Source organism: Cobetia sp. MC34, assembly GCF_018340035.1.
In the GTDB taxonomy this organism is placed as follows: Bacteria; Pseudomonadota; Gammaproteobacteria; order Pseudomonadales; family Halomonadaceae; genus Cobetia; species Cobetia amphilecti.
The window spans coordinates 1-18,954 of the sequence record NZ_JADPPY010000030.1; the positions used below are offsets into that span (position 1 = coordinate 1).

The window sequence follows — 18,954 nt, forward strand, 5'->3', positions numbered from 1 at the left end:
CGCCGCTGTCGCTGGTGGTGCGGTGGCCGCTCAGCTCGACACGGACAGAGCCGTTGCATGAGGGCGTCCAGGTCGTTAGGGTTTCACCCATGGCGAGTGGTCCTCTTGAATCGTGTTCTGGCAGGAATATCCTGATTCTACAAGAGAAAACCACTCGCCATCTTCGTTTTCAGGTCGGCCTCATGAATAAGCCGGGGTAATACCTTCTTGTTGTTGTGGTGAAGTGGTGGTGAATCAGTGTGGCGCCTTGTCGTCTTTCTGATTTATCTAACTTCTTGTCCATCCAGGTTGGACTATCCAGGTTGGCTAGCCTGGCTTTACGTGTCTTGTGTCTGACTATTGCGCGTCCTTTGCCTGTCCTTTGCCTGTCCTTGGCAGGGCTTGAGGGTGAGTGAACCCACCGGCATGACGTGATGGCGTCACGCCATGCCGGTGGCACGAATGTATCGGGGGGCAGGCCTGGCTGTGGTGGCTCAGCCGTGTGAGCGGGCCGGTTCAGGTGCGAACAGCTCGGCATACTCCTCGCGCAGCTGTTTCTTCTGCACCTTGCCCATCACGTTGCGTGGCAGGCTGTCGATGAAGAACACCCGCTTGGGCTGCTTGTAGCGGGCCAGCTTGTCGCTGAGGGCGACCAGCACCGCCGCTTCATCGAGACTGTCCTGGTGGCCGGGCTGCATCACCACCACCGCGCAGACGCCTTCGCCGAAGTCAGGATGCGGCACGCCGAACACCGCCGATTCGTTGACGCCGGGCATGTCATCGATCAGCAGCTCCACCTCCTTCGGGTAGATGTTGTAGCCGCCGGAGATGATCAGGTCCTTGTCGCGGCCGCTGATGCACAGATAGCCATCGGCATCGATATGGCCGAGATCGCCGGTGATGAAGAAGCCATCCTCGCGGAATTCGCTGGCGGTCTTCTCCGGCATCTTCCAGTAGCCCTTGAAGACGTTCGACCCACGCACTTCGATCAGCCCTGTCTCGCCACGCGGCAGGATGGCGCCTGTCTCGCGGTCGGTGACGCGCACCTCGCTGCCGGGCAGCGCCATGCCCACCGTGCCCGGACGGCGCTCGCCGTCGTAGGGGTTGGAGGTGTTCATGTTGGTCTCGGTCATGCCGTAGCGTTCGAGAATCGCGTGGCCGGTGCGTGCGCTGAATTCGCTGTGGGTCTCGCTGAGCAGCGGCGCGGAACCGGAGACGAACAAGCGCATGCTGGCGGTCGTCTCGCGGTTGAGGCGCTCGGATTCCAGCAGGCGTGTATAGAAGGTCGGTACGCCCATCAGCACGCTGGAGCGCGGCATCAGGTCGAGAGTCTGCTCGGCATCGAACTTGGGCAGGAAGGTCATCGAGGCGCCGACGGTCAGCACGATATTGCAGGCCACGAACAGGCCGTGGGTATGGAAGATGGGCAGGGCGTGGATCAGGTGGTCGTCCGCGCTGAATCGCCAGGTCTCGGCCAGTGCCTGGCAGTTGGAGGCCAGGTTGGCGTGGGTCAGCATCGCGCCCTTGCTGTGGCCGGTGGTGCCGGAGGTATATAGAATAGCGGCGAGATCATCGGCGGCGCGTGGCTCGACCTCGTGGCTCGCGCTGCACTGGCGCGCCTGCTCCATCAGGCTGCCGTCCTGCTCGGTACCGAGGCTCTCGATGCGCGGCACGCCGCATTGCTTGCCGAGTTCGCGTGCCGTCTCCAGCACCTTGGGCTGGCAGATATACAGGTGCGGGCCGGCGTCGCCCAGGAAGTAGCGGATCTCCTCGCCGGTGTAGGCGGTGTTCAGCGGCAGATAGACCGCCCCGACCTGCAGGCAGGCCAGATACAGGATGACGGTCTCGCAGCTCTTGTCGATCTGCACCGCGACGCGGTCGCCCGGTGCCACGCCCAGCTCGCGCAGGGCACTGGCCATCTGGCCGGCGGCGGTGCGTGTCTGGTCGAAGGTGTAGCCGTGGCCTTCGACGGTATCGAGGAAGGTGGCATCCGGGCGCTCATCGAAGTTGCGCGCGAATTGCAGATAGAGATTGTCGTGGTTGGCGTGAGACATCATTGGCTCCAATGGCATTGTTCTTGTAGTGAGGCGTTGTCTTGTAATGAGGCGTCATTGACGCAAAGAGACGTTGGGGTCAGGCGTGCTCCGGCAGGCGGCGTGCCTGCCGGGCGAATCATTTTTCGAGCGGCTTATTCTTCCAAAGACTCAGGCGCTTGCTTGCTGTCATTGGCATCAGCAGCCGGTTTCGGTGCAGGCGGCTGTTCGGATGTTTTGGGTGACAGGGGCGAACTGGACAGGGAATCGGTTTCCTTTTTAGTTTCGCGCCTTGGGGCCTTGGCCAGTTCCTTGTTGGCTTTCGACTCCTTCTTGACCTCACTGCTGCACACCACGCTGTCGTTGCGGCTGAAGGCCTCGTGGTTCTGCTCGATGCGGTGCGGCTCGTAGAGGTAATTCACCATCAGGCTGTGGGCCTGCTGGCGGCCATTGGGCGAGGTGTCCCCGGGCCAGTTGAGGCGATGCAGGCTGGCACCGTTGCCGAGGTGGAAGCGCGCGACCGGGTCCATCGGCTGGCCGCTGCGATGCTTGACGTTGACCAGATAGTGGGCAGCGAGGGCACGCAGCTCTGGCGCCATCTTCTGCTGGGCTTCCTCGTTATTCATCCAGTCATCGTGCTGCAGGTGATGGGCCAGCAGGTCGGAGACTTCCAGGCCTTCCTCGTCACGCGCACGTTCGAGCCACTGGCTGAATCCGGGCACCGGCGAGAGGGTGACGAAGCGGCTGAGGTTGGGCAGTTCGCGTTGCAGCTCTTGCACCACCTGCTTGATCAGGAAGTTGCCGAACGAGATGCCTTTCAGGCCCTTCTGGCAATTGCTGATGCTGTAGAAGACGGCGGTGTCTGCCTCGTGCTCGGTGGTCTGGCCGCTGTTGGCGAGCAGATGCTGGATGTTGTTGGGCACGCCCTTGCACAGCGCCACCTCGACGAAGATCAGCGGCTCATCGCCGATGGCCGGGTGGAAGAAGGCGTAGCAGCGGCGGTCCTCGGGGTCGAGTCGCCCACGCAAATCGCTCCAATCCTGGATGGCATGCACCGCCTCATAGCGGATGATCTTCTCCAGCACCGCCGCGGGGGTGTTCCAGTCGATGGCCTCCAGCATCAGGAAGCCGCGATTGAACCAAGAGGCGAACAGGTGCGCGAAGTCGGCATCCAGCGGTTTGAGCTCCGGATGCTGCTTGATCAGCTTGAGCAGGTCGGCGCGCATGCGCACGATTTCATAGGTGCCGCCGGGGCACAGGTTCAGACGGCGCAGGAGCGATTGGCGCCTGGGTTCGCTGGCGGCGAACAGCGTGCTCAGGTTGGCGTTGTCCGGGGATTCACGATAGGCCGCGTAGGCGGCGTGGATACGCGCTTCATCGGCGGCGTAGTGCTCGGCCAGCACACGGAAGAAGGCGAGGCGCTGCTCTTGGTCCAGCTGCTGATAATCCTCCAGCGCCCGCTGGGCCATCATGATACGCGAGGCTTCACCGCTGCTCTCGGTGAGGTTGTGGCAGCTCTCGGTAAGACGGGCGAGGGCGGTGTCTTCATTGCCGGCGCCTGGCGAGAGGCCGACCTGCTGGCGGGCACGCTGGCCGACATGGGTCAGCAGATCCTGCAGAAAACTCAGATTGATGTTCATGGCGGTCTTCCTCAAGGCGCGAGACGCGAAGCTGTGGTGGCTGGTTCATATCCATTGCTCAGTATGGCGTCTGAGGAATGAATATTTGGCTTCGTCTTGTTGTATACAACAGATAGGCGTCTGGTGTGTTAGCGTCAAGTCCTAGCATTCCAGACACGACTAAAGTCAGTTTCCTGCGCGGCCACTTCCCCTGTTCAATGAAGGCAAGGGGACGAGGCAGTGACTGGCCTCATGGCCGGTTGGCATGTCTGTGAGGGGATTGAGGCGTAGGTCGGCAGGATTTGGCGCCATCGTCACCGCCACATGGCCGCAAGGCATCAGCACCTTGCTCAGCATCAGTAAAAGGACGCCGCAGATGATCAAGATGTCCCACACCCAGCGCCTTCGCGATCTGCTCGAAGATGCCATCGTCGAAGGGCGCTTCCCGCCGGGGACCAAGCTCGATCCCGAGGCCCTGGGGCGCGAGTACCAATGTTCACGCACGCCGATCCGCGAGGCGCTGCAGCAGTTGGCCGCCTCCGGCATGGTGAAGGTGGTGCCCAAGCGCGGCACCTTCGTGACGCAGCTGGGCGTCTCGGAGCTGGTGGAACGCTTTGAAGTCATGGCAGAACTGGAAGCCATGTGCGGTCGACTCGCCGCGCGGCGCATCACCACGCAGGAACTTTCTGAACTCAAGGACGCCCACGCCGCCTGCCGTGAACGCCTGGAAGCCGACGATGCCAATGGTTACTACTACGAGAACGGCCTCTTTCATCACTGTCTCTACCGCGCCAGCCACAACGCCTTCCTCACCGATGAAGCCACGCGCCTGCACGCCATCCTCAAGCCTTACCGCCGTCTGCAACTTCACGTCCGCCACCGCATGCACAGCTCCTACGCCGAACACGAAGCCATCGTCGCCGCCATTGAAGCCGGCGACGCCGCTGCTGCAGAACAAGCGCTGAAGGATCACGTGCATATCCAGGGGGAGAGGTTCACCGATCTGGTGGCGAATATTGAGCGGTTGCATGATTCTGCCTGCTTTTAGCCATTTTCTAGCATGGCTAAAAATTGGATATTTTGGGCGAGTCATATCATACCTGAATAGTTATTGAAATATTAACACTCTCATGCTGAAATAATCGGAAGTTTTAGTGTGGTTGATAATTCAAATCTGTGGTTGACTTAAGTGATGCGCAGATATAGATGCAACTTGACTGTTAACGATTTTGCGGGTAGCATATGATAATTAATAGCTCATAATTATCTGAGTCCACCGAGTTGGATACAATGGCATTTTGCAATTTAAATTTCACCAGTATTTTAGCTGTAGCTGCAGATCTCGTAACGTTGGTCCTTGCTTTCATGGGCTTTACTGACTTGGGGGTGGCTATGATACTAATTACTACAATGTTTATCTGGTGCGGGGCGGCTCTGCGGGTCTTACGTTCGGCATAAATGTTGGGGATTTCTTTTGCATAAACTGTCACCAGCAGCGCCGAGAGGTTCTAATCCTCTGACCCGCACCAAATGCACTACCTTCTCTTTAATGGCTCTAGAGGTGGTATTCAATGTGTTTTTCTGAAGTGGCGTATATCTAGCTTAATTAAGCTAGATGACGCTTAGACTGGGTGGTCATTTAAATTCTTGGGAATGTCACTTATGGTTTTCTTTTCTATATATAATTTTTGTAAATGAGAGGGCATAGTCGTGCAGTTATTGAGATATGGTATTAGCTAAATGAAAAATCATCTAAGTGCCGTATTTCTCCAAAGAGCATCTTCATCTAGATTTATATAACTGATTGAAGCCTTTGACGCTGAAACCCTTCAGGAACTGATCGCCAATTTTCAGGACAGGTACGCTGCGAAAGCCTGTCTTGGCGAATTCCTTCTGGCCCGCGGGAGATCGGACATCCACCAGGCGGAAGCCGATCTTCTGCTGCTCCAGATACTGCTTGGCTGTCTTGCAGTGTGGGCAGTTCGCCATGGTGAAGAGTGACACCCGTTTCATTGCTGTGCTCCCGTGTTGATCGATCCCGCGCGTTGTACGCACATAACCTGAAATGCTGGCGGGCAATGATACCAGCCGTCTTTCCCTTCATGCAGCAGCATCTCTTGCACCAGCACTTCATGCACCAGCATTTCCTTCACCAGCACTTCCCACACCGGGCGTTGTGAAGATCAGCCCTTGCGCGGGATATGACTCATCGCATGTTCCGCCAGGGCGGTGATGGTCAGGCTGGGATTGACGCCCAGGTTGGCGGCGAGCATCGAGCTGTCACAGATCAGCATGTTGCGGTAATGGAAGACGCGATTCTGGCCATCGCAGACGCCGTCCTCGGGGGAGGCCGCCATGGCTGCGCCGCCCATGCAATGCGCCGTGGTCGGGATGTTGAAGAGTATCTCGGGAATGCTGCTGCCGGGGATGGCGCCGATGGCCTCTGCGCCACGCGTGACGAAATCATTCGCCTCGGGGATGAAGGTCGGGATGCGCTTGCCCTCGGTGACCAGCGCCTTGCGCAGCGGCCAGTATCACAGGCGTTTGAGCTTCATGTTGAGGTGGCCATCCGCCGTCTGCATGCACAGAAAGATGATCGTCTCCTTCGCGAAGCCCCACGGCAGCTGGAATTTCAGTGCCCGCCGCGGATTGGCCGCCACCACCTTCGCCATGGCCTTGAGCCACGAGAAGGGTCGTGTCCAGCCGGGCTTGCCCCTGGCCATCGCGGTGAACAGCAGCCCCATGAAATCGGAGCCCGCCGGATAGCGCGTGGCTTCGATATGGGTGTGCTCATCGATATGAATGCCGGAGCCGATGGCGATGCCCTTGGACATGTCATCGTGACTGTCTGGCATGCGACAGCTGATCAACGACTCCGCATTGGTGCGCACCCGCTTGCCCAGCGCGTTCGAGATGTTCGGCAATGAGCCCTTGTCCCTGAGGTGGAACAGCAACTCCTGGGTGCCGAGCGATAAGCCGGAAAAGACGATCGACTGACAGGTGACGCGGCGCTTGCCCAGCCCAAGATAGAGTCCGGCGAAGGTGGAGGGCACCGTCGTCACCGCATAGCCATCGGCCCCATCCGCCTTGCCATTGAGCGGCACGACATCGATCACCTTGGTCTCGGCATGCACCTGGGCGCCGTGCTTCTCGGCCAGATACAGATAGTTCTTGTCGAGACTGTTCTTGGCGCCATGTCGGCAGCCCATCATGCAGCCACCGCAGCCGATGCAGCTGCGTCTTTTAGGGCCTTCGCCAGCGAAGTAGGGATCTGCATGCGCGCTACCGGCAGCCGACGTGGCGCTTTCTCCCTCGGGGCCGAAGAAGATGCTGACCTCGGTGGGGTACCAGGTGTCTTCGCAGCCGGCGACCGCCGCCATGCGTTTTAGGTGGTGATCCGCTGGCGCGATGATCCGATTGGTCGTCACGCCGAGCATCTGCTTCGCCGTGGCTTAGTGTTTCGGCATCACCGCATGCCAGTCATTGAGCCCCGCCCACTGGCCGTTGTCCCACACCCTGTCGGGCGGCACCAGCAATGTCTGCGCATAGGTGATGGAGCCGCCACCCACCGCGTTGCCATGCAGCACGATGACATGGCGGAAAAAGCTCATGGTGAAGAAGCCGCGCAGGCCCAGCATCGGCCGCCACAGCCAGCGACTCAGCCGCCAGTTGGAGTGGGGCATGTTGTCCGGTGTCCAGCGCTTGCTCTGTTCCATGACCGCCACACGATAGCCTTTCTCGGTCAGGCGATGCGCGCACACCGAGCCGCCAAAGCCCTAGCCCACGATGAGGTAGTCGTAGTCATGCTCGTGCTTATGGCCGTGCTTATGCTCGTGCTTATGGACGTGCGCCTGTTGCGCGGTGTCACTGGCATGGCGATCGGTGTCTGACATGGCGGCTCTCTATAGGTAAGCGCTGCTCTCAGCAGGAAAGAACTCCTCGCATGGCGCTGGCAGGGCGACTGCCTTCTGGATGCTGGCGAGCAGGCTAGCGAGGGGAGTACTGCGCCAGCTGTCGGACGATCAGGTCGACGAAGCCCTGGCGGTCGATATCGAACAACACCCTGGCATTGTGCGGCTTGCCGGTGAGCTGATAGCGGTCCACCACCGTCATGCCCTGGGTGTGCTCGCCCTGTGTCTCGACGCCGACCCAGCACTCCACCGTGGTGAACAGCTCAGGCGCCAGCAGCCAGGCGATGGTGCAGGGATCATGCAACGGCGCGCCGTTGAAGCCCCACTTCGGATCGCGATGGTAGATCATGAAGAAATCGAGCAGCTCGGCGACACACTGGGCGACGGGATTGTCGATGACCCGGATGCGCTCGATGTCCTCATCCATGATCTGTGCCTGATGGGTGACATCCAGCCCGCACATCACGATGGGCAGGCCGGACTTGAACACCATGTCGGCGGCTTCGGGGTCGACGAAGATGTTGAACTCGGCGGCGGGCGTCCAGTTGCCGACACCGGCCGCGCCGCCCATCAGCACGATGCTGTCGATGCGCGAGTGCAGCTCAGGGTAGGCTGAGAGAAACAGCGCGATGTTGGTCAGCGGGCCAGAGGGCACCAGCGTGACCTTCTGCTCACAGGCGCGAACCTTCTCAGCTATCAGCTCGATGGCGCTCTGGGTGACGGGGGCAAAGCCGGGGTCTGGCAGTTCAGGGCCATCCAGGCCACTTTCGCCATGCACGTTGTCGGCGATGATCAGCTCGCGCGCCAATGGCTTGGGCGCACCGCCCGCCACCGGGATATCGTGGCGGCCCAGCAGGGTGAGCACCCGCAGCGCATTGTTGAGCGTCTTGTCGGGCGTCTGATTGCCGGCGCTGGTGGTGACGGCCAGGACGTCGAGCGCATCTGAGCTGAGGGCCAGAATCAGCGAGATGGCATCGTCGTGGCCGGGATCGCAATCGAGAATGATGGGGCGCGGCATGCAGCAGTCCTTGTCGTGAGTCGTCTTGTTGTCGTGGTTTGCCTCTATAAGCTTTTCCTTTATGCCTGAACGCAAAACGACACGCCATCCTTGCGAAGGGCGTGTCGTCTGTCAGGGCATTCGAGGCAATGCGGGGCGGATCAACCCGCCTGCTGGGCACGTGCCTCATTGAGCATCTGCACCAGCACTTCCACCGGCTGCGCGCCGGGCACGTAATACTGGCCGACGATGGTGCTGGGCACCGACTGGATGCCGGCGTTGCGCAGCGCCTCCTGCTGGGCGGCGACTTCCTGCTCGCCCGCGTCGGAATCAAGGAAGGCCAGCGCCTGATCGATGTTCAGATCGTCATCGTGCTGGCTTGCGATCTCGGCCAGCACCTGCCGGTCACCCACGTCCTTGCCATCGTGGAAGTAGGCGCTGAACAGGGCTTCCAGCAGCGGTCGCTCCGCCAGGCCCTTGGATTGCTGGCGCCAGACGATGCGCTGGGCATCGGTGGAATTGGGCGTGCGCTCCATCAGGGCATGACGGAAGGTGACGCCACTCTGCGCGCCGGCCTGGGCCACCTGGGCATCCAGTTCCGCGCCACGCTCGACACTGCCGAACTTCTGCGCGCGGTAGTCGGCTCGCAGCATGCCTTCACGCGGCACCCACGGATTGAGCTGGAAGGGCAGGTAGTTCACGCGCACCTCATCATTGAAGTCGAGTTGCGCGATGGCGTCATCGAGATGACGCTTGCCGATCCAGCACCAGGGGCAGACCACGTCGTAGGCGACCTGGATATCGAGCTGTGACATGGGGATTCTCCTGCTGATCTCTCAAGCGCTCTTCACTACAGCGCGAAGGCCACCGTGAGAGCACGTCGAAAAGTGTACGTCGCGAAAAGTGTACGTCGAAACAAGCACGTCGAAATGATTTTGAGCAATCGCTCATAAGTGTCCTGTCATCCTAGCGATTTGGGGCGCGGGACGCTACCGAAAACGCCCTGTCCGATCATGTGTCATGACCGGACAGGGCGTTCGTGTTCAGCGCTGCGTATTCACTGCACCCAGCTCAGCACCTCAATCAACTCAGTGCCTTGCGCAGATCCGCCAGGGCGCGGATGTCGTCCGGGCCGGTGCGGCAGCAGCCACCGATGGCCGTGGCGCCGGCGGCCAGCCAGCGCGGTGTCCAGCCGGCGAGGTCATGGTCGTGGTCAAAGCCGTGGCCATCGGCATCTACCGAGACGGCGCAGGCAGCAGACCAGGTCTTGGTAACCGGATCATAGACCTCGCCGGAGTTCGGGTAGATGACGATGTCCTTGTCCGTCTCGCCGCGAATCTCGCGCACCAGCGATTCGATGTGCTCAAGCGCGGTGCAGTTGACGCCGATGGCGACCACCTGCTCGCAGTCGGCGATGGCGCGCACGGCGTCGCGGATCGGCGTGCCGTCGCTCAATTCGGTCGCGTTGCGCGCGCTGAAGGCGACCCAGGCACGCGCCGTCGGGAAGTCATCGCGCAGCAGGTCACACACGGCCAGTGCTTCCTCGGCGCAGGGGAGTGTCTCGACGGCGAGCACGTCCGGCTTGGCATCGAGCAGCGTGGCGAGGCGGGCACGGTGGAAGTCGTGCAGGCCGGCGCGGTCCAGCGCGTAGCCACCACGGTATTCGCTGCCATCGGCGAGCCAGGCGCCATAGGGGCCGACGGAGGCCGCGACCAGCGGTGGGCAGTCCAGGCGCTCTGGGTGCGCTGCCAGATAGTCGCTGCGGGCCTGCGCCGCCAGGGTCACGGAGCGCTGGATCAGCGCGCTGGCCTGGGTCTCGCTCAGGCTGCGTGCCATCAGGCCTTCGAGCGTTGCCTGGTAGCTGGCCGTGGTGGCGACATCGGCACCGGCCTCGAAGTAGGCGCGGTGGACATCGACGATCGCCTGCGGATCATCGGCGAGCACCTTGGCCGACCACAGCGAGTCGTTGAGATCGAACCCGGCGCGCTCAAGCTCGGTGGCCAGGGCGCCATCGACGATCATGAAGGGCTGGCGCGCGGTGATGGCGCTCAGCGGATTGCGGGTGGCATCAGCGGGCATCGAGGGCCTCCTGCGGGGTCGGGGCTGAAGAATTCGCGGCGTCGGCAGACGTGCGATGGGTCAGATAGTGCACCAGATAGCACAGCGCCACGAAGGGCACACCGAAGTAGAGCGCGATGCGCTGGTTGGGATCGAAGGCGATACCGATGCAGGCCAGCGCGCAGAACAGGAAGGCGGCAATCGGCACGACGGGATACAGCGGCGCGCGGTAGGTCAGCTCGCTGGCGCTATGGCCGGCCTTCAGCCACTGGCGGCGGAAGCTGAACTGACTGGCGGCGATCGCCATCCACACCAGTACCACGGCAAGTCCGGAAATCGACACCAGCGCCAGATAGAGGGTGTCCTCGGCATACACGCTGGAGAGCAGCGACAGCAGGCCGCCGAGCATGGTGATCAGCAGTGCGGGCACCGGAATGCCGCGCTGATTGACGCGACTGAATACGCGCGGCAGCGTCTTCTGGTCCGCCAGGGTCCACAGCATGCGCGAGGCGGCGTAGAGGCCGGAATTGGCCGCCGACAGCAGCGCGGTGATGATCACGAAGTTCATGATATCCGCCGCGTAGGGAATGCCGGTGAGCTGGAAGACCGCCACGAAGGGGCTTTCCTTGAGGCCGGCGCTGTCCTGCGGCAACAGGGCGGCGATGACGATGATGGTGCCGATGAAGAAGATGATCAGGCGCCACAGGGTCGCGCGGATCGCCAGGGGCACGTTCTTCTCGGGGTTCTCGCTTTCGCCGGCGGCGATGCCGATCAGCTCGGTGCCGGAGAAGGCGAAGCTGACGGCCAGCAGCGTCATCAGAATCGGCATCACGCCGTGATCGAACACGCCTTCCTGCAGGATGCGCGTGACGCCCGGTGCCTCGACATTACCCGCCAGGGGCGTGAAGCCGAACATGGCGGCGGCGCCCACCGCGATGAAGACGATCACCGCGGCGACCTTGATCAGCGACAGCCAGAATTCGGACTCGGCGAAGAAGCGCGCCGAGACGATGTTCATGCCGAACACGATCAGCGAGAAGATGCCGCACCAGATCCACGGTTCGACACCGGGGAACCAGCGCCCCATGAACACGGCGGAGGCGGTGAATTCCGACCCCAGCGCCACCGCCCAGGTCAGCCAGTAGAGCCAGGCCACGGTATAGCCGGTGGCAGGGCCCAGATAGCGGCTGGCGTGGGCGCTGAAGGCGCCGGGTTCCGGGTGATGCACGGCCAGTTCGCCGAGGCACATCATCACCAGATAGACCACCAGGCCGCCGATCAGATAGGCGAGTACCGCACCCGCCGGGCCCGCCTGCTGGATGGTATAGCCGGAGCTGAGAAACAGGCCGGTGCCGATGACACCGCCCAGTGACAGCATCACCAGATGGCGCTGCTGCATGCTGCGTTTGAAGTCGGTGGCGTTGCTGTCAGACATGGTGGGTGTCACTCGTGGAGCTGATGATCTGACTGTCGCTCGGGCTGACGATCAGAGCTTGCTCGTGCAGGCCGCGCTCGTGCAGGGAGTGCGGATGGATGGACACATGTAGCATGGCAGAAACCGGCTGGAGTGGGAGGGAAACAGGCCGGATATGATAAATGAGCGACAAAGTCTATCCCAACGAATCATCAAGCCGATTGGCTATATATTTAGATGGGAAACTAAATATGATGCTCGCGATTGGTGGTTGAAGAACCCCGCATCGGCAGGGCTTGGCGTGATAATTCATTTCATGCCTTTTGGCCGGGTCGTGGCGCATATCGCCAGACTTTTCACAATGATGTCACCGCCTTTTCTCGTGTCATGTTGTGCGATGGCAGGTTGCAGAAAACGCAAAACGGCCACCCGTAGGTGGCCGCTGTTTTTCTGCATGCCTGCGCTAGACGGTCTGCGCCAGGCAAGCGATCAGGCGAGGCTTTCCAGCGCCTTCTCGATGATGGCGAGACCTTCCTCGAGCACTTCCGGCTCGACGGTCAGCGGCACCAGGATACGGATGGTGTTGGAGTAGAAGCCACAGGACAGCAGGATCAGCCCCAGCTCCTTGGCCTTGGCACACACGGCAGCCGTCGCGGCGGGATCAGGCTTGCCATCGGCGTCCACCAGCTCAAATGCGGCCATGGAGCCCTGGTTGCGTGAGTGCGCGACATGCGCGAAGCGCTCTTCCCACTGGGCGAAACGCGCGGCCAGTTGCTCGCCCATCTGGGTGCTGCGCTCCAGGATGTTTTCTTCGCGAATGACGTCGATCACGGCCAGGGCCGCGGCGCAGGACAGCGGGTTGCCGCTGTAGGTGCCGCCCAGAGAGCCCGGGCCTGAGGAATCCATCACCTCGGCGGTGCCGACGACGGCCGACAGCGGCATGCCGTTGGCCAGACTCTTGGCCATGGTCATGATGTCGGCTTCGACACCGCTGTGCTCCATCGCGAACAGCTTGCCGGTACGCGCGAAGCCGGACTGCACTTCATCGGCGATCAGCAGGATGCCGTGCTCGTCACACAGCTCACGCAGCGCGGTCAGGAAGCTCGGCGAAGCGATGTAGAAGCCGCCTTCGCCCTGCACCGGCTCGATGACGATGGCTGCGGTGCGGTGCGGTGCGATGTCAGTCTTGAACAGGGTGCGGATGGCGTTCAGGGACTGCTCTTCGCTGATGCCGTGAATCGGGTTCGGGTAGGGCGCACGGAAGATGTCACCCGGCATCGGGCCGAAGTCATTCTTGTACGGCAGCACCTTGCCTGTCATCGCCAGAGTCATCATGGTACGGCCGTGGAAGGCGCCGTCGAAGGTGATGACGCCGCTGCGGCCAGTGGCGGCACGCGCGATCTTGATGGCGTTCTCGACCGCTTCCGCGCCGGAGTTGACCAGCAAGGTCTTGCGTTCCGGGCCACGCACAGGCGTCAGCTCGGCCAGCTTCTGGCTCAGTTGCACGTACGGGGCGTAGGAGATGACGCCCGCGGCGGTGTGCATGACCTTGTCGAGCTGGGCCTTGACGGCGGCGACGATCTTCGGGTGACGGTGACCCAGGTTGAGCACGCCGATACCACCGGCGAAGTCGATCCAGCGGTTGCCGTCCGCATCCCAGATTTCCGCGTTCAGCGCGGTGTCGGCGAACTGCGGCGTGGCGGTGACGGCACCCTTGGCGACGTACTTGTGCTTGAGGACGTCGAGTTGTTCGTTGCTCAGCTGAGAGTGGCTCATGTCAGGCTCCTTTTCTTGTTGCCGGAGGCATGGCGCGGGCCATGCCTCCGTTGTCTTGTGAAAGTGGTGAGAAGGTGTCGTGAGACGTCGTCGTGAGATCAAAGGCCGCCGATGCAAACGTACTTGAGCTCGGTGAACTCTTCCAGACCGTGGTGCGAGCCTTCGCGACCCAGACCGGATTCCTTGATGCCACCGAAGGGCGCGAGTTCGGTGGAGATCAGGCCTTCATTGACGCCGACCATGCCGTATTCCAGCGCTTCCAGCGTGTGCCAGATGCGGCGGTAATCGTTGGCGTAGAAGTACGCGGCCAGCCCGAACGGGGTGTCGTTGGCCATCGCGATGGCTTCCTCGTCCTTGCCAAAGCGGAACACCGGCGCCAGCGGGCCGAAGGTTTCCTCATCCGCGACGACCATGTCGGTAGTGACATCGGCCAGCACGGTCGGCTCGAAGAAGCTGTGACCGAGAGCGTGCTTCTTGCCGCCGGTGACCAGACGCGCGCCCTTGCTGACGGCATCATCGACGTGGCTCTGCACCTTGTTGACTGCTGCGTCGTTGATCAGCGGGCCGATGGTGTTGCCTTCGACCAGGCCATCACCGACCTGCATGCTCTCGACGCGTGCCGCGAGCTTCTCGACGAAGGCGTCGTAGACACCGTCCTGAACGAGGAAGCGGTTGGTGCACACGCAGGTCTGGCCGGCGTTGCGGAACTTGGAGGCGATGGCGCCATCGACGGCTGCATCCAGGTCAGCATCATCGAAGACGATGAAGGGCGCGTTGCCACCCAGCTCCATCGCGGTCTTCTTGACGGTGGAGGCACACTGCGCCATCAACGTCTTGCCCACCGGCGTGGAGCCGGTGAAGGACACCTTGCGGATGCGCGGATCGGTGGTCAGCACTTCCCCGATGGCGATCGGCTTCATGGCGGTGACGACACTGATCAGGCCCTTCGGCAGGCCGGCTTCCAGCGCCAGGTCCGCCAATGCCAGTGCGGTCAGCGGCGTGGCTTCGGCCGGCTTGATGACCACGGCACAACCTGCGGCGATCGCCGGGGCGCACTTGCGGGTGATCATCGCCAGCGGGAAGTTCCACGGCGTGATCGCGGCCACCACGCCGATCGGCTCGCGCAGCACCATCAGGCGCTTGTCGGCGCCGTGGGACGGCAGGGTCTCACCGGCCATGCGCTTGGCTTCTTCGGCGAAGAATTCGATGAAGGAGGCACCGTAGGTCACCTCGCCACGCGACTCCGCCATCGGCTTGCCCTGCTCCAGCGTCATCAGCTGGGCGAGGTCTTCACGGTGCGCCAGCACCAGATCGAACCAGCGACGCAGCAGCGCGGAACGCTCCTTCACCGGCACCTTCTTCCAGGCGTTGCCGGCGATCTCGGCTGCGGCGACGGCGTCACGGGTGTCATCGGCGCTGACCTCGGCGACACGCGCCAGCTGCTCGCCGGTGGCCGGATTGGTCACGTTGAAGGTGGTGCCGGTCTCGCGGTGCTCGGTACCGATGAGCGCCGGGACGAAGACGTCGCTGCTGGTTTCCGAGTTGACGTAGCGCTTCAGGAAGTCGCTGATCGGGAGGGCGGAACGGGACATGTGAAGCTCCTCTGGCGTTCTGGCGTGCAGGTCATTCATGGAGTGAGCAGCATGTCGCAAGAGGCGTCAGCTGCTCTCGAGTCGGCTCGAATATGACGGAGTCGAGATGGCTGGGCAGGCGGAACAGACTGCCCAGCGGTGTAGGTATTGCGTGTTTACTGCGCCGTGAAAGCCGGGGCCATGACACGGTCGCTATAGGCTCGGCCGAATTGCTTCAGGGCGATGACATACATCACCAGACCCAGAGCCATCCAGGCGCCGAAGATCAGCCATTCGGTACCGGTCAGCGCGGAAGGGCTACCCGGCAGATACAGGCAGGCCATGCCGAAGGACAGAAGGATGGCCAGTGTGCCGCAGAGCTTGCCGTGGCGGACGCGGAACGGACGCGGCATGTCGGGCTCACGGATACGCAGGATCAGGAACGAGATCGCGACGAACAGATAGGCGATGACGATACCCAGGCCACCCGCATCGACGATCCATACCAGTGCCGGACGACCGAAGAAGGGCGCGATGCAGGACAGCAGACCGATCAGCAGTACCGCATTGGTGGGCGTCTTGTGCTTGGGGTGCAGCTTGCCCAGCCAGGCAGGCAGCATGCCGGCATGTGCCAAGGCATAGATGGCGCGAGAGCCACCGATGTAGAAGGCATTCCAGCTGGTGATGATGCCGGCGATACCTGCAAGGATCATCAGCTTGCTGGCCCAGGGCGAATTGAACAGGGCGCCCATGGCGTCCGGCACGCTCAGTGAACTTGCCAGCAGGGAGTCATGGTCCAGTGCCATGCTGGTGGCCAGGATGATCAGCGCATACCAGACCACGGCCAGTACCACGGACATCATCAGCACCTTGCCGATGGCGTTGTAGGGCAGATTGATTTCCTCTGCGGCCTGCGGAATGACGTCGAAGCCGACGAACAGGAAAGGCACCAGTACCAGCACCGCGATGATGCCTGCCACTACGCCGCCTTCGGACTGGGTGAACAGCGGTGTCATGTTGGCGACATCACCTTCGAACAAGGCGCCGGTCACGAACAGGACGCCGGCGATCAGAATCACGCCTGTGACGACCTTCTGCAGGAGAGCAGCGGTGGTGATCCCGACATAGTTGATCGCCATCATGGCCAGCGAGCCGCCGACACCGACAGCCACCCAGGTCGCCTTCACATCCCAACCGGCGATGGTCCACATGTGGCCAACGGCATAGTTGGGCGCGAGGTTCTCGATGACAGTGGGCAATGCCACCGCCTCGAAGGACACCACGCTCAGATAGCCGAGAATGATGGTCCATGTGCACAGGAACGAAGAGAAATGCCCCATGGCCCGGTAGCTGTAGACATGCTCACCGCCCACCTTGGGCATGGCTGCTGCCAGTTCTGCATAGGTTAGACCGATCAGGACGACGGCGATGCCGCCAATGATGAAAGCGATGATGGCGCCGACGCTGCCGGCATCCTGAATCATGCCGCCGGTGAGGACGATCCAGCCCCAACCGACCATGGCGCCGAAGGCAAGTGCCAGGACGTCGCCACGCGCAAGGACTCTGACTAGCTGTTCTGTAGGGGGAGTACTGTTGTTCATTGGAATACTCAAATCGATCTTGGAATTTGTTATATAGCGAAGCCGTTTCCTGCTGATGTCCCGTGCGCTCTTCTCAATTTCAAATCCAAAGCTTGCTGGCATGAACGAGAAGTAATGACAGTCCTGTCGCTGGCTGATGCTTGCTGAAAGGTCGCTCCTGTAAAGGGGGAGCCAAGAGCGATTCAGCAATCATTTCGCTGTGAGCATCAGTCAGTAGGCAACGCCTGAAACACACGCTACCAGCGCCATGCCAGATGGCGAATAGACCAATTTTGCGTTTGACTGGACCAATCAGCAGGGACTGCGGATAATCAGAGCTGAAGGGGCGTTGCGCGCCGCCTGTCAGGCGAGTGGCTGGCGGGGGATGGACAACCTCGGGAAGCTGCGTGACAGCACTACGACAACGGCAACGACTATGACAACGGGAGACCGGGATGGAACTGGCCGCGCTGGAGCCGCTGATCGAATGTTATCGCCGCCAGTCCGAGACGCTGGGCAAGCAGGTACGGCTGGAGCAGGCGTTGCTCGAGGTGATTCGTGAGCAATGGCCGCTGGGCGCGCGGCTGCCGCCGCACCGCAAGCTGTGCGAGGCGCTGGGGGTAGCGCGCAATACGCTGGCCTTGGCGATCAAGTCGCTGATCGAGGAGGGCTATCTGCACACCGGCCCGGGGCAGGGTACCTGGACGCGTCGCCCGCATGCGCGCCGGGCAAACTCAGGCTCGGGGGAGGTTGGGGCGGCGGAGTCAGGGGCGGGCGCGGCGGGGGTAGCACCGGCGCCGCTGCCGTTGTCTGCTCGGGCCCGCAAGGTGCTGGGCGGGCAAGGGGCGAGTCTGATCCAGAGTGGCGCCTTCGTGCCGGGTATTCCGGACATCGCACGCTTTCCGATGCGCAAGTGGCGTCAGCTGTATGCCAGCGTGACGGTGCCCCACAACGCGCTGCTGCTGTCCTACTCCAGCGGCGGCTATGGTCCGCTCAAGCGTGAGATCCGCGATTTTCTGCGTCGTTGGCGCAATATCGATTGTGATACCCAGCAGATCATCATCACCGAGGGCACCCACCACGGCATCGAGCTGTGTGCGCTGGCGCTGGCGGATGCCGGGCAGCGGGTGGTGATGGAGTCACCCTGCTATTGGGGCGCGCGCAATGTCTTCCTGGCCGCAGGCCTCGAGACTTGCCAGATTCCCTGGCGGCCGGTGAGCGATGCGACGAGTGATACGACAAGTGAGGCAGGACACGATCTCACTTCGCTTGGCGAGGGGCCGGTGCAGATCGCCTACTTCACCGGCTCGCATCACTATCCGCTGAGTGTGCCCACCTCGCGACGTGACAAGCAGAGACTGCGCGAGGCCTGTCAGCCCGCCTATATCCTCGAGGATGATTACGAGTTCAGCGGTGATGATCACGGCGAGCTGCTGTTTGACCCGGATTCCGGCAATCGCCTGCTGGTGGGCTCGTTCTCCAAGCTGATGTTTCCCGGGCTGCGGCTGGGCTATCTGGTGGTGCCGCGCGCACTGGCCGGGCCGATGAACCGCCTGCGCAGCGAGGTGTTCCGCGAGGGGCGCATGCTGGATCAGGCGGTGCTGGCACAGTTCATCGCCGATGGCGATCTCGACGCCTGGTATCAGCGTATCCAGCGCGATTATCTCGGTCGGCAGCAGGTGGTGCATGACCAGCTGTGTCAGGTGAAGGGCGTGATCAGCGTCTCGCCGCCGTCGCGCGGCATCAGTCTGTGCGTGCAGTTCGCCCCCGAGATCGATGATCAGCGCGTCGCGCAGCTGATGGTCAAGGAGCATCTGATCGTACGGCCACTGAGCATGGTCTGCAGCCGCGAGGATTCACGACGCGGGCTGGTGCTGGGGGTCGGCATGCTGGCGGGCGAGAGTCTGGTCAGCGAGGTGGCGCGCCTGAGACGCACGCTGGAGAGCATCCTGAGCATGCGGGATATTCGCCGCCACAACTGAAAACGCCTTCGCCGGACAGGCGAAGGCGTGGTAT

17 protein-coding genes are annotated in these 18,954 nt (G+C 61.9%); 2 read left to right on the top strand and 15 right to left on the bottom strand.

Translation table 11 applies throughout. The features are described 5' to 3' along the window. Positions 1 to 473: 473 nt before the first annotated feature. Entirely contained in the window at positions 474 to 2,033 is a 1,560-nt protein-coding gene (locus IZU87_RS13745; RefSeq protein ID WP_213114885.1) for a malonate--CoA ligase, read from the bottom strand. A gap of 134 nt (positions 2,034 to 2,167) precedes the next feature. Continuing rightward, a complete protein-coding gene (locus tag IZU87_RS13750; RefSeq protein ID WP_213114911.1) occupies positions 2,168 to 3,646 on the bottom strand; it encodes a malonyl-CoA decarboxylase in 1,479 nt (492 codons plus the stop codon). 361 nt (positions 3,647 to 4,007) lie between these two features. Between IZU87_RS13750 and IZU87_RS13755 the strand changes: the two genes are divergently transcribed. Next, entirely contained in the window at positions 4,008 to 4,679 is a 672-nt protein-coding gene (locus IZU87_RS13755) for a GntR family transcriptional regulator (protein ID WP_213114886.1), read from the top strand. A gap of 734 nt (positions 4,680 to 5,413) precedes the next feature. Here the strand turns inward: IZU87_RS13755 and IZU87_RS13760 are convergent. From IZU87_RS13760 to IZU87_RS13815, 13 genes are all read right to left on the bottom strand, one after another. Further along, positions 5,414 to 5,644 (bottom strand): glutaredoxin family protein, encoded by a 231-nt coding sequence (locus IZU87_RS13760; RefSeq protein ID WP_213114887.1) that lies wholly within the window; start codon positions 5,642 to 5,644, stop codon positions 5,414 to 5,416. After that, a complete protein-coding gene (locus tag IZU87_RS13765) occupies positions 5,641 to 5,784 on the bottom strand; it encodes a hypothetical protein (protein ID WP_213114888.1) in 144 nt (47 codons plus the stop codon). Before IZU87_RS13765 ends, IZU87_RS13760 begins: the two co-directional genes overlap by 4 nt. Positions 5,785 to 5,814: 30 nt before the next feature. Further along, positions 5,815 to 6,156 (bottom strand): GMC oxidoreductase, encoded by a 342-nt coding sequence (locus IZU87_RS17950; protein ID WP_349305187.1) that lies wholly within the window; start codon positions 6,154 to 6,156, stop codon positions 5,815 to 5,817. A gap of 9 nt (positions 6,157 to 6,165) precedes the next feature. Continuing rightward, positions 6,166 to 7,068, bottom strand: a complete 903-nt coding sequence (locus IZU87_RS13775; RefSeq protein ID WP_213114890.1) for a Rossmann-fold NAD(P)-binding domain-containing protein — start codon at positions 7,066 to 7,068, stop codon at positions 6,166 to 6,168. A gap of 15 nt (positions 7,069 to 7,083) precedes the next feature. Further along, complete coding sequence (locus tag IZU87_RS13780) at positions 7,084 to 7,347, bottom strand: hypothetical protein (RefSeq protein ID WP_213114891.1); 264 nt, start codon at positions 7,345 to 7,347, stop codon at positions 7,084 to 7,086. 271 nt (positions 7,348 to 7,618) lie between these two features. Beyond that, positions 7,619 to 8,560 (bottom strand): pyrimidine-specific ribonucleoside hydrolase RihA, encoded by a 942-nt coding sequence (rihA, locus tag IZU87_RS13785; RefSeq protein ID WP_213114892.1) that lies wholly within the window; start codon positions 8,558 to 8,560, stop codon positions 7,619 to 7,621. 140 nt (positions 8,561 to 8,700) lie between these two features. Next, positions 8,701 to 9,354, bottom strand: a complete 654-nt coding sequence (locus IZU87_RS13790; protein WP_213114893.1) for a DsbA family oxidoreductase — start codon at positions 9,352 to 9,354, stop codon at positions 8,701 to 8,703. A gap of 268 nt (positions 9,355 to 9,622) precedes the next feature. Continuing rightward, on the bottom strand, positions 9,623 to 10,618 hold the full coding sequence (mmuM, locus tag IZU87_RS13795; protein ID WP_213114894.1) for a homocysteine S-methyltransferase: 996 nt from the start codon (positions 10,616 to 10,618) through the stop codon (positions 9,623 to 9,625). Continuing rightward, complete coding sequence (locus IZU87_RS13800; RefSeq protein WP_213114895.1) at positions 10,608 to 12,032, bottom strand: amino acid permease; 1,425 nt, start codon at positions 12,030 to 12,032, stop codon at positions 10,608 to 10,610. The genes mmuM and IZU87_RS13800 overlap by 11 nt, the downstream gene beginning before the upstream one ends. Continuing rightward, entirely contained in the window at positions 12,025 to 12,147 is a 123-nt protein-coding gene (locus IZU87_RS17955) for a hypothetical protein (protein WP_283248914.1), read from the bottom strand. Before IZU87_RS17955 ends, IZU87_RS13800 begins: the two co-directional genes overlap by 8 nt. Positions 12,148 to 12,500: 353 nt before the next feature. After that, the gene (gene gabT / locus IZU87_RS13805; RefSeq protein ID WP_502711611.1) at positions 12,501 to 13,787 is read right to left on the bottom strand and encodes a 4-aminobutyrate--2-oxoglutarate transaminase; all 1,287 of its coding nucleotides are present in this window, start codon (positions 13,785 to 13,787) and stop codon (positions 12,501 to 12,503) included. Between the two features lie 98 nt (positions 13,788 to 13,885). Beyond that, positions 13,886 to 15,379 (bottom strand): NAD-dependent succinate-semialdehyde dehydrogenase, encoded by a 1,494-nt coding sequence (locus IZU87_RS13810; protein ID WP_213114896.1) that lies wholly within the window; start codon positions 15,377 to 15,379, stop codon positions 13,886 to 13,888. 155 nt (positions 15,380 to 15,534) lie between these two features. Next, the gene (locus IZU87_RS13815) at positions 15,535 to 16,959 is read right to left on the bottom strand and encodes an APC family permease (RefSeq protein ID WP_213114897.1); all 1,425 of its coding nucleotides are present in this window, start codon (positions 16,957 to 16,959) and stop codon (positions 15,535 to 15,537) included. A 434-nt stretch (positions 16,960 to 17,393) separates the two neighbouring features. Between IZU87_RS13815 and IZU87_RS13820 the strand changes: the two genes are divergently transcribed. Then, the gene (locus IZU87_RS13820; RefSeq protein WP_213114898.1) at positions 17,394 to 18,920 is read left to right on the top strand and encodes an aminotransferase-like domain-containing protein; all 1,527 of its coding nucleotides are present in this window, start codon (positions 17,394 to 17,396) and stop codon (positions 18,918 to 18,920) included. Positions 18,921 to 18,954 lie beyond the last annotated feature (34 nt).

Coding starts and splice junctions, on each gene's coding strand:
- IZU87_RS13820 (WP_213114898.1), top strand. CDS start 17,394: ATGGAACTGGCCGCGCTGGAGCCGCTGATCGAATGTTATCGCCGCCAG.
- IZU87_RS13755 (WP_213114886.1), top strand. CDS start 4,008: ATGATCAAGATGTCCCACACCCAGCGCCTTCGCGATCTGCTCGAAGAT.
- IZU87_RS13790 (WP_213114893.1), bottom strand. CDS start 9,354: ATGTCACAGCTCGATATCCAGGTCGCCTACGACGTGGTCTGCCCCTGG.
- IZU87_RS13810 (WP_213114896.1), bottom strand. CDS start 15,379: ATGTCCCGTTCCGCCCTCCCGATCAGCGACTTCCTGAAGCGCTACGTC.
- gabT (WP_502711611.1), bottom strand. CDS start 13,787: ATGAGCCACTCTCAGCTGAGCAACGAACAACTCGACGTCCTCAAGCAC.
- IZU87_RS13775 (WP_213114890.1), bottom strand. CDS start 7,068: ATGCTCGGCGTGACGACCAATCGGATCATCGCGCCAGCGGATCACCAC.
- mmuM (WP_213114894.1), bottom strand. CDS start 10,618: ATGCCCGCTGATGCCACCCGCAATCCGCTGAGCGCCATCACCGCGCGC.
- IZU87_RS13745 (WP_213114885.1), bottom strand. CDS start 2,033: ATGTCTCACGCCAACCACGACAATCTCTATCTGCAATTCGCGCGCAAC.
- IZU87_RS17955 (WP_283248914.1), bottom strand. CDS start 12,147: ATGCTACATGTGTCCATCCATCCGCACTCCCTGCACGAGCGCGGCCTG.
- IZU87_RS13800 (WP_213114895.1), bottom strand. CDS start 12,032: ATGTCTGACAGCAACGCCACCGACTTCAAACGCAGCATGCAGCAGCGC.
- rihA (WP_213114892.1), bottom strand. CDS start 8,560: ATGCCGCGCCCCATCATTCTCGATTGCGATCCCGGCCACGACGATGCC.
- IZU87_RS13760 (WP_213114887.1), bottom strand. CDS start 5,644: ATGAAACGGGTGTCACTCTTCACCATGGCGAACTGCCCACACTGCAAG.
- IZU87_RS13780 (WP_213114891.1), bottom strand. CDS start 7,347: ATGGAACAGAGCAAGCGCTGGACACCGGACAACATGCCCCACTCCAAC.
- IZU87_RS13815 (WP_213114897.1), bottom strand. CDS start 16,959: ATGAACAACAGTACTCCCCCTACAGAACAGCTAGTCAGAGTCCTTGCG.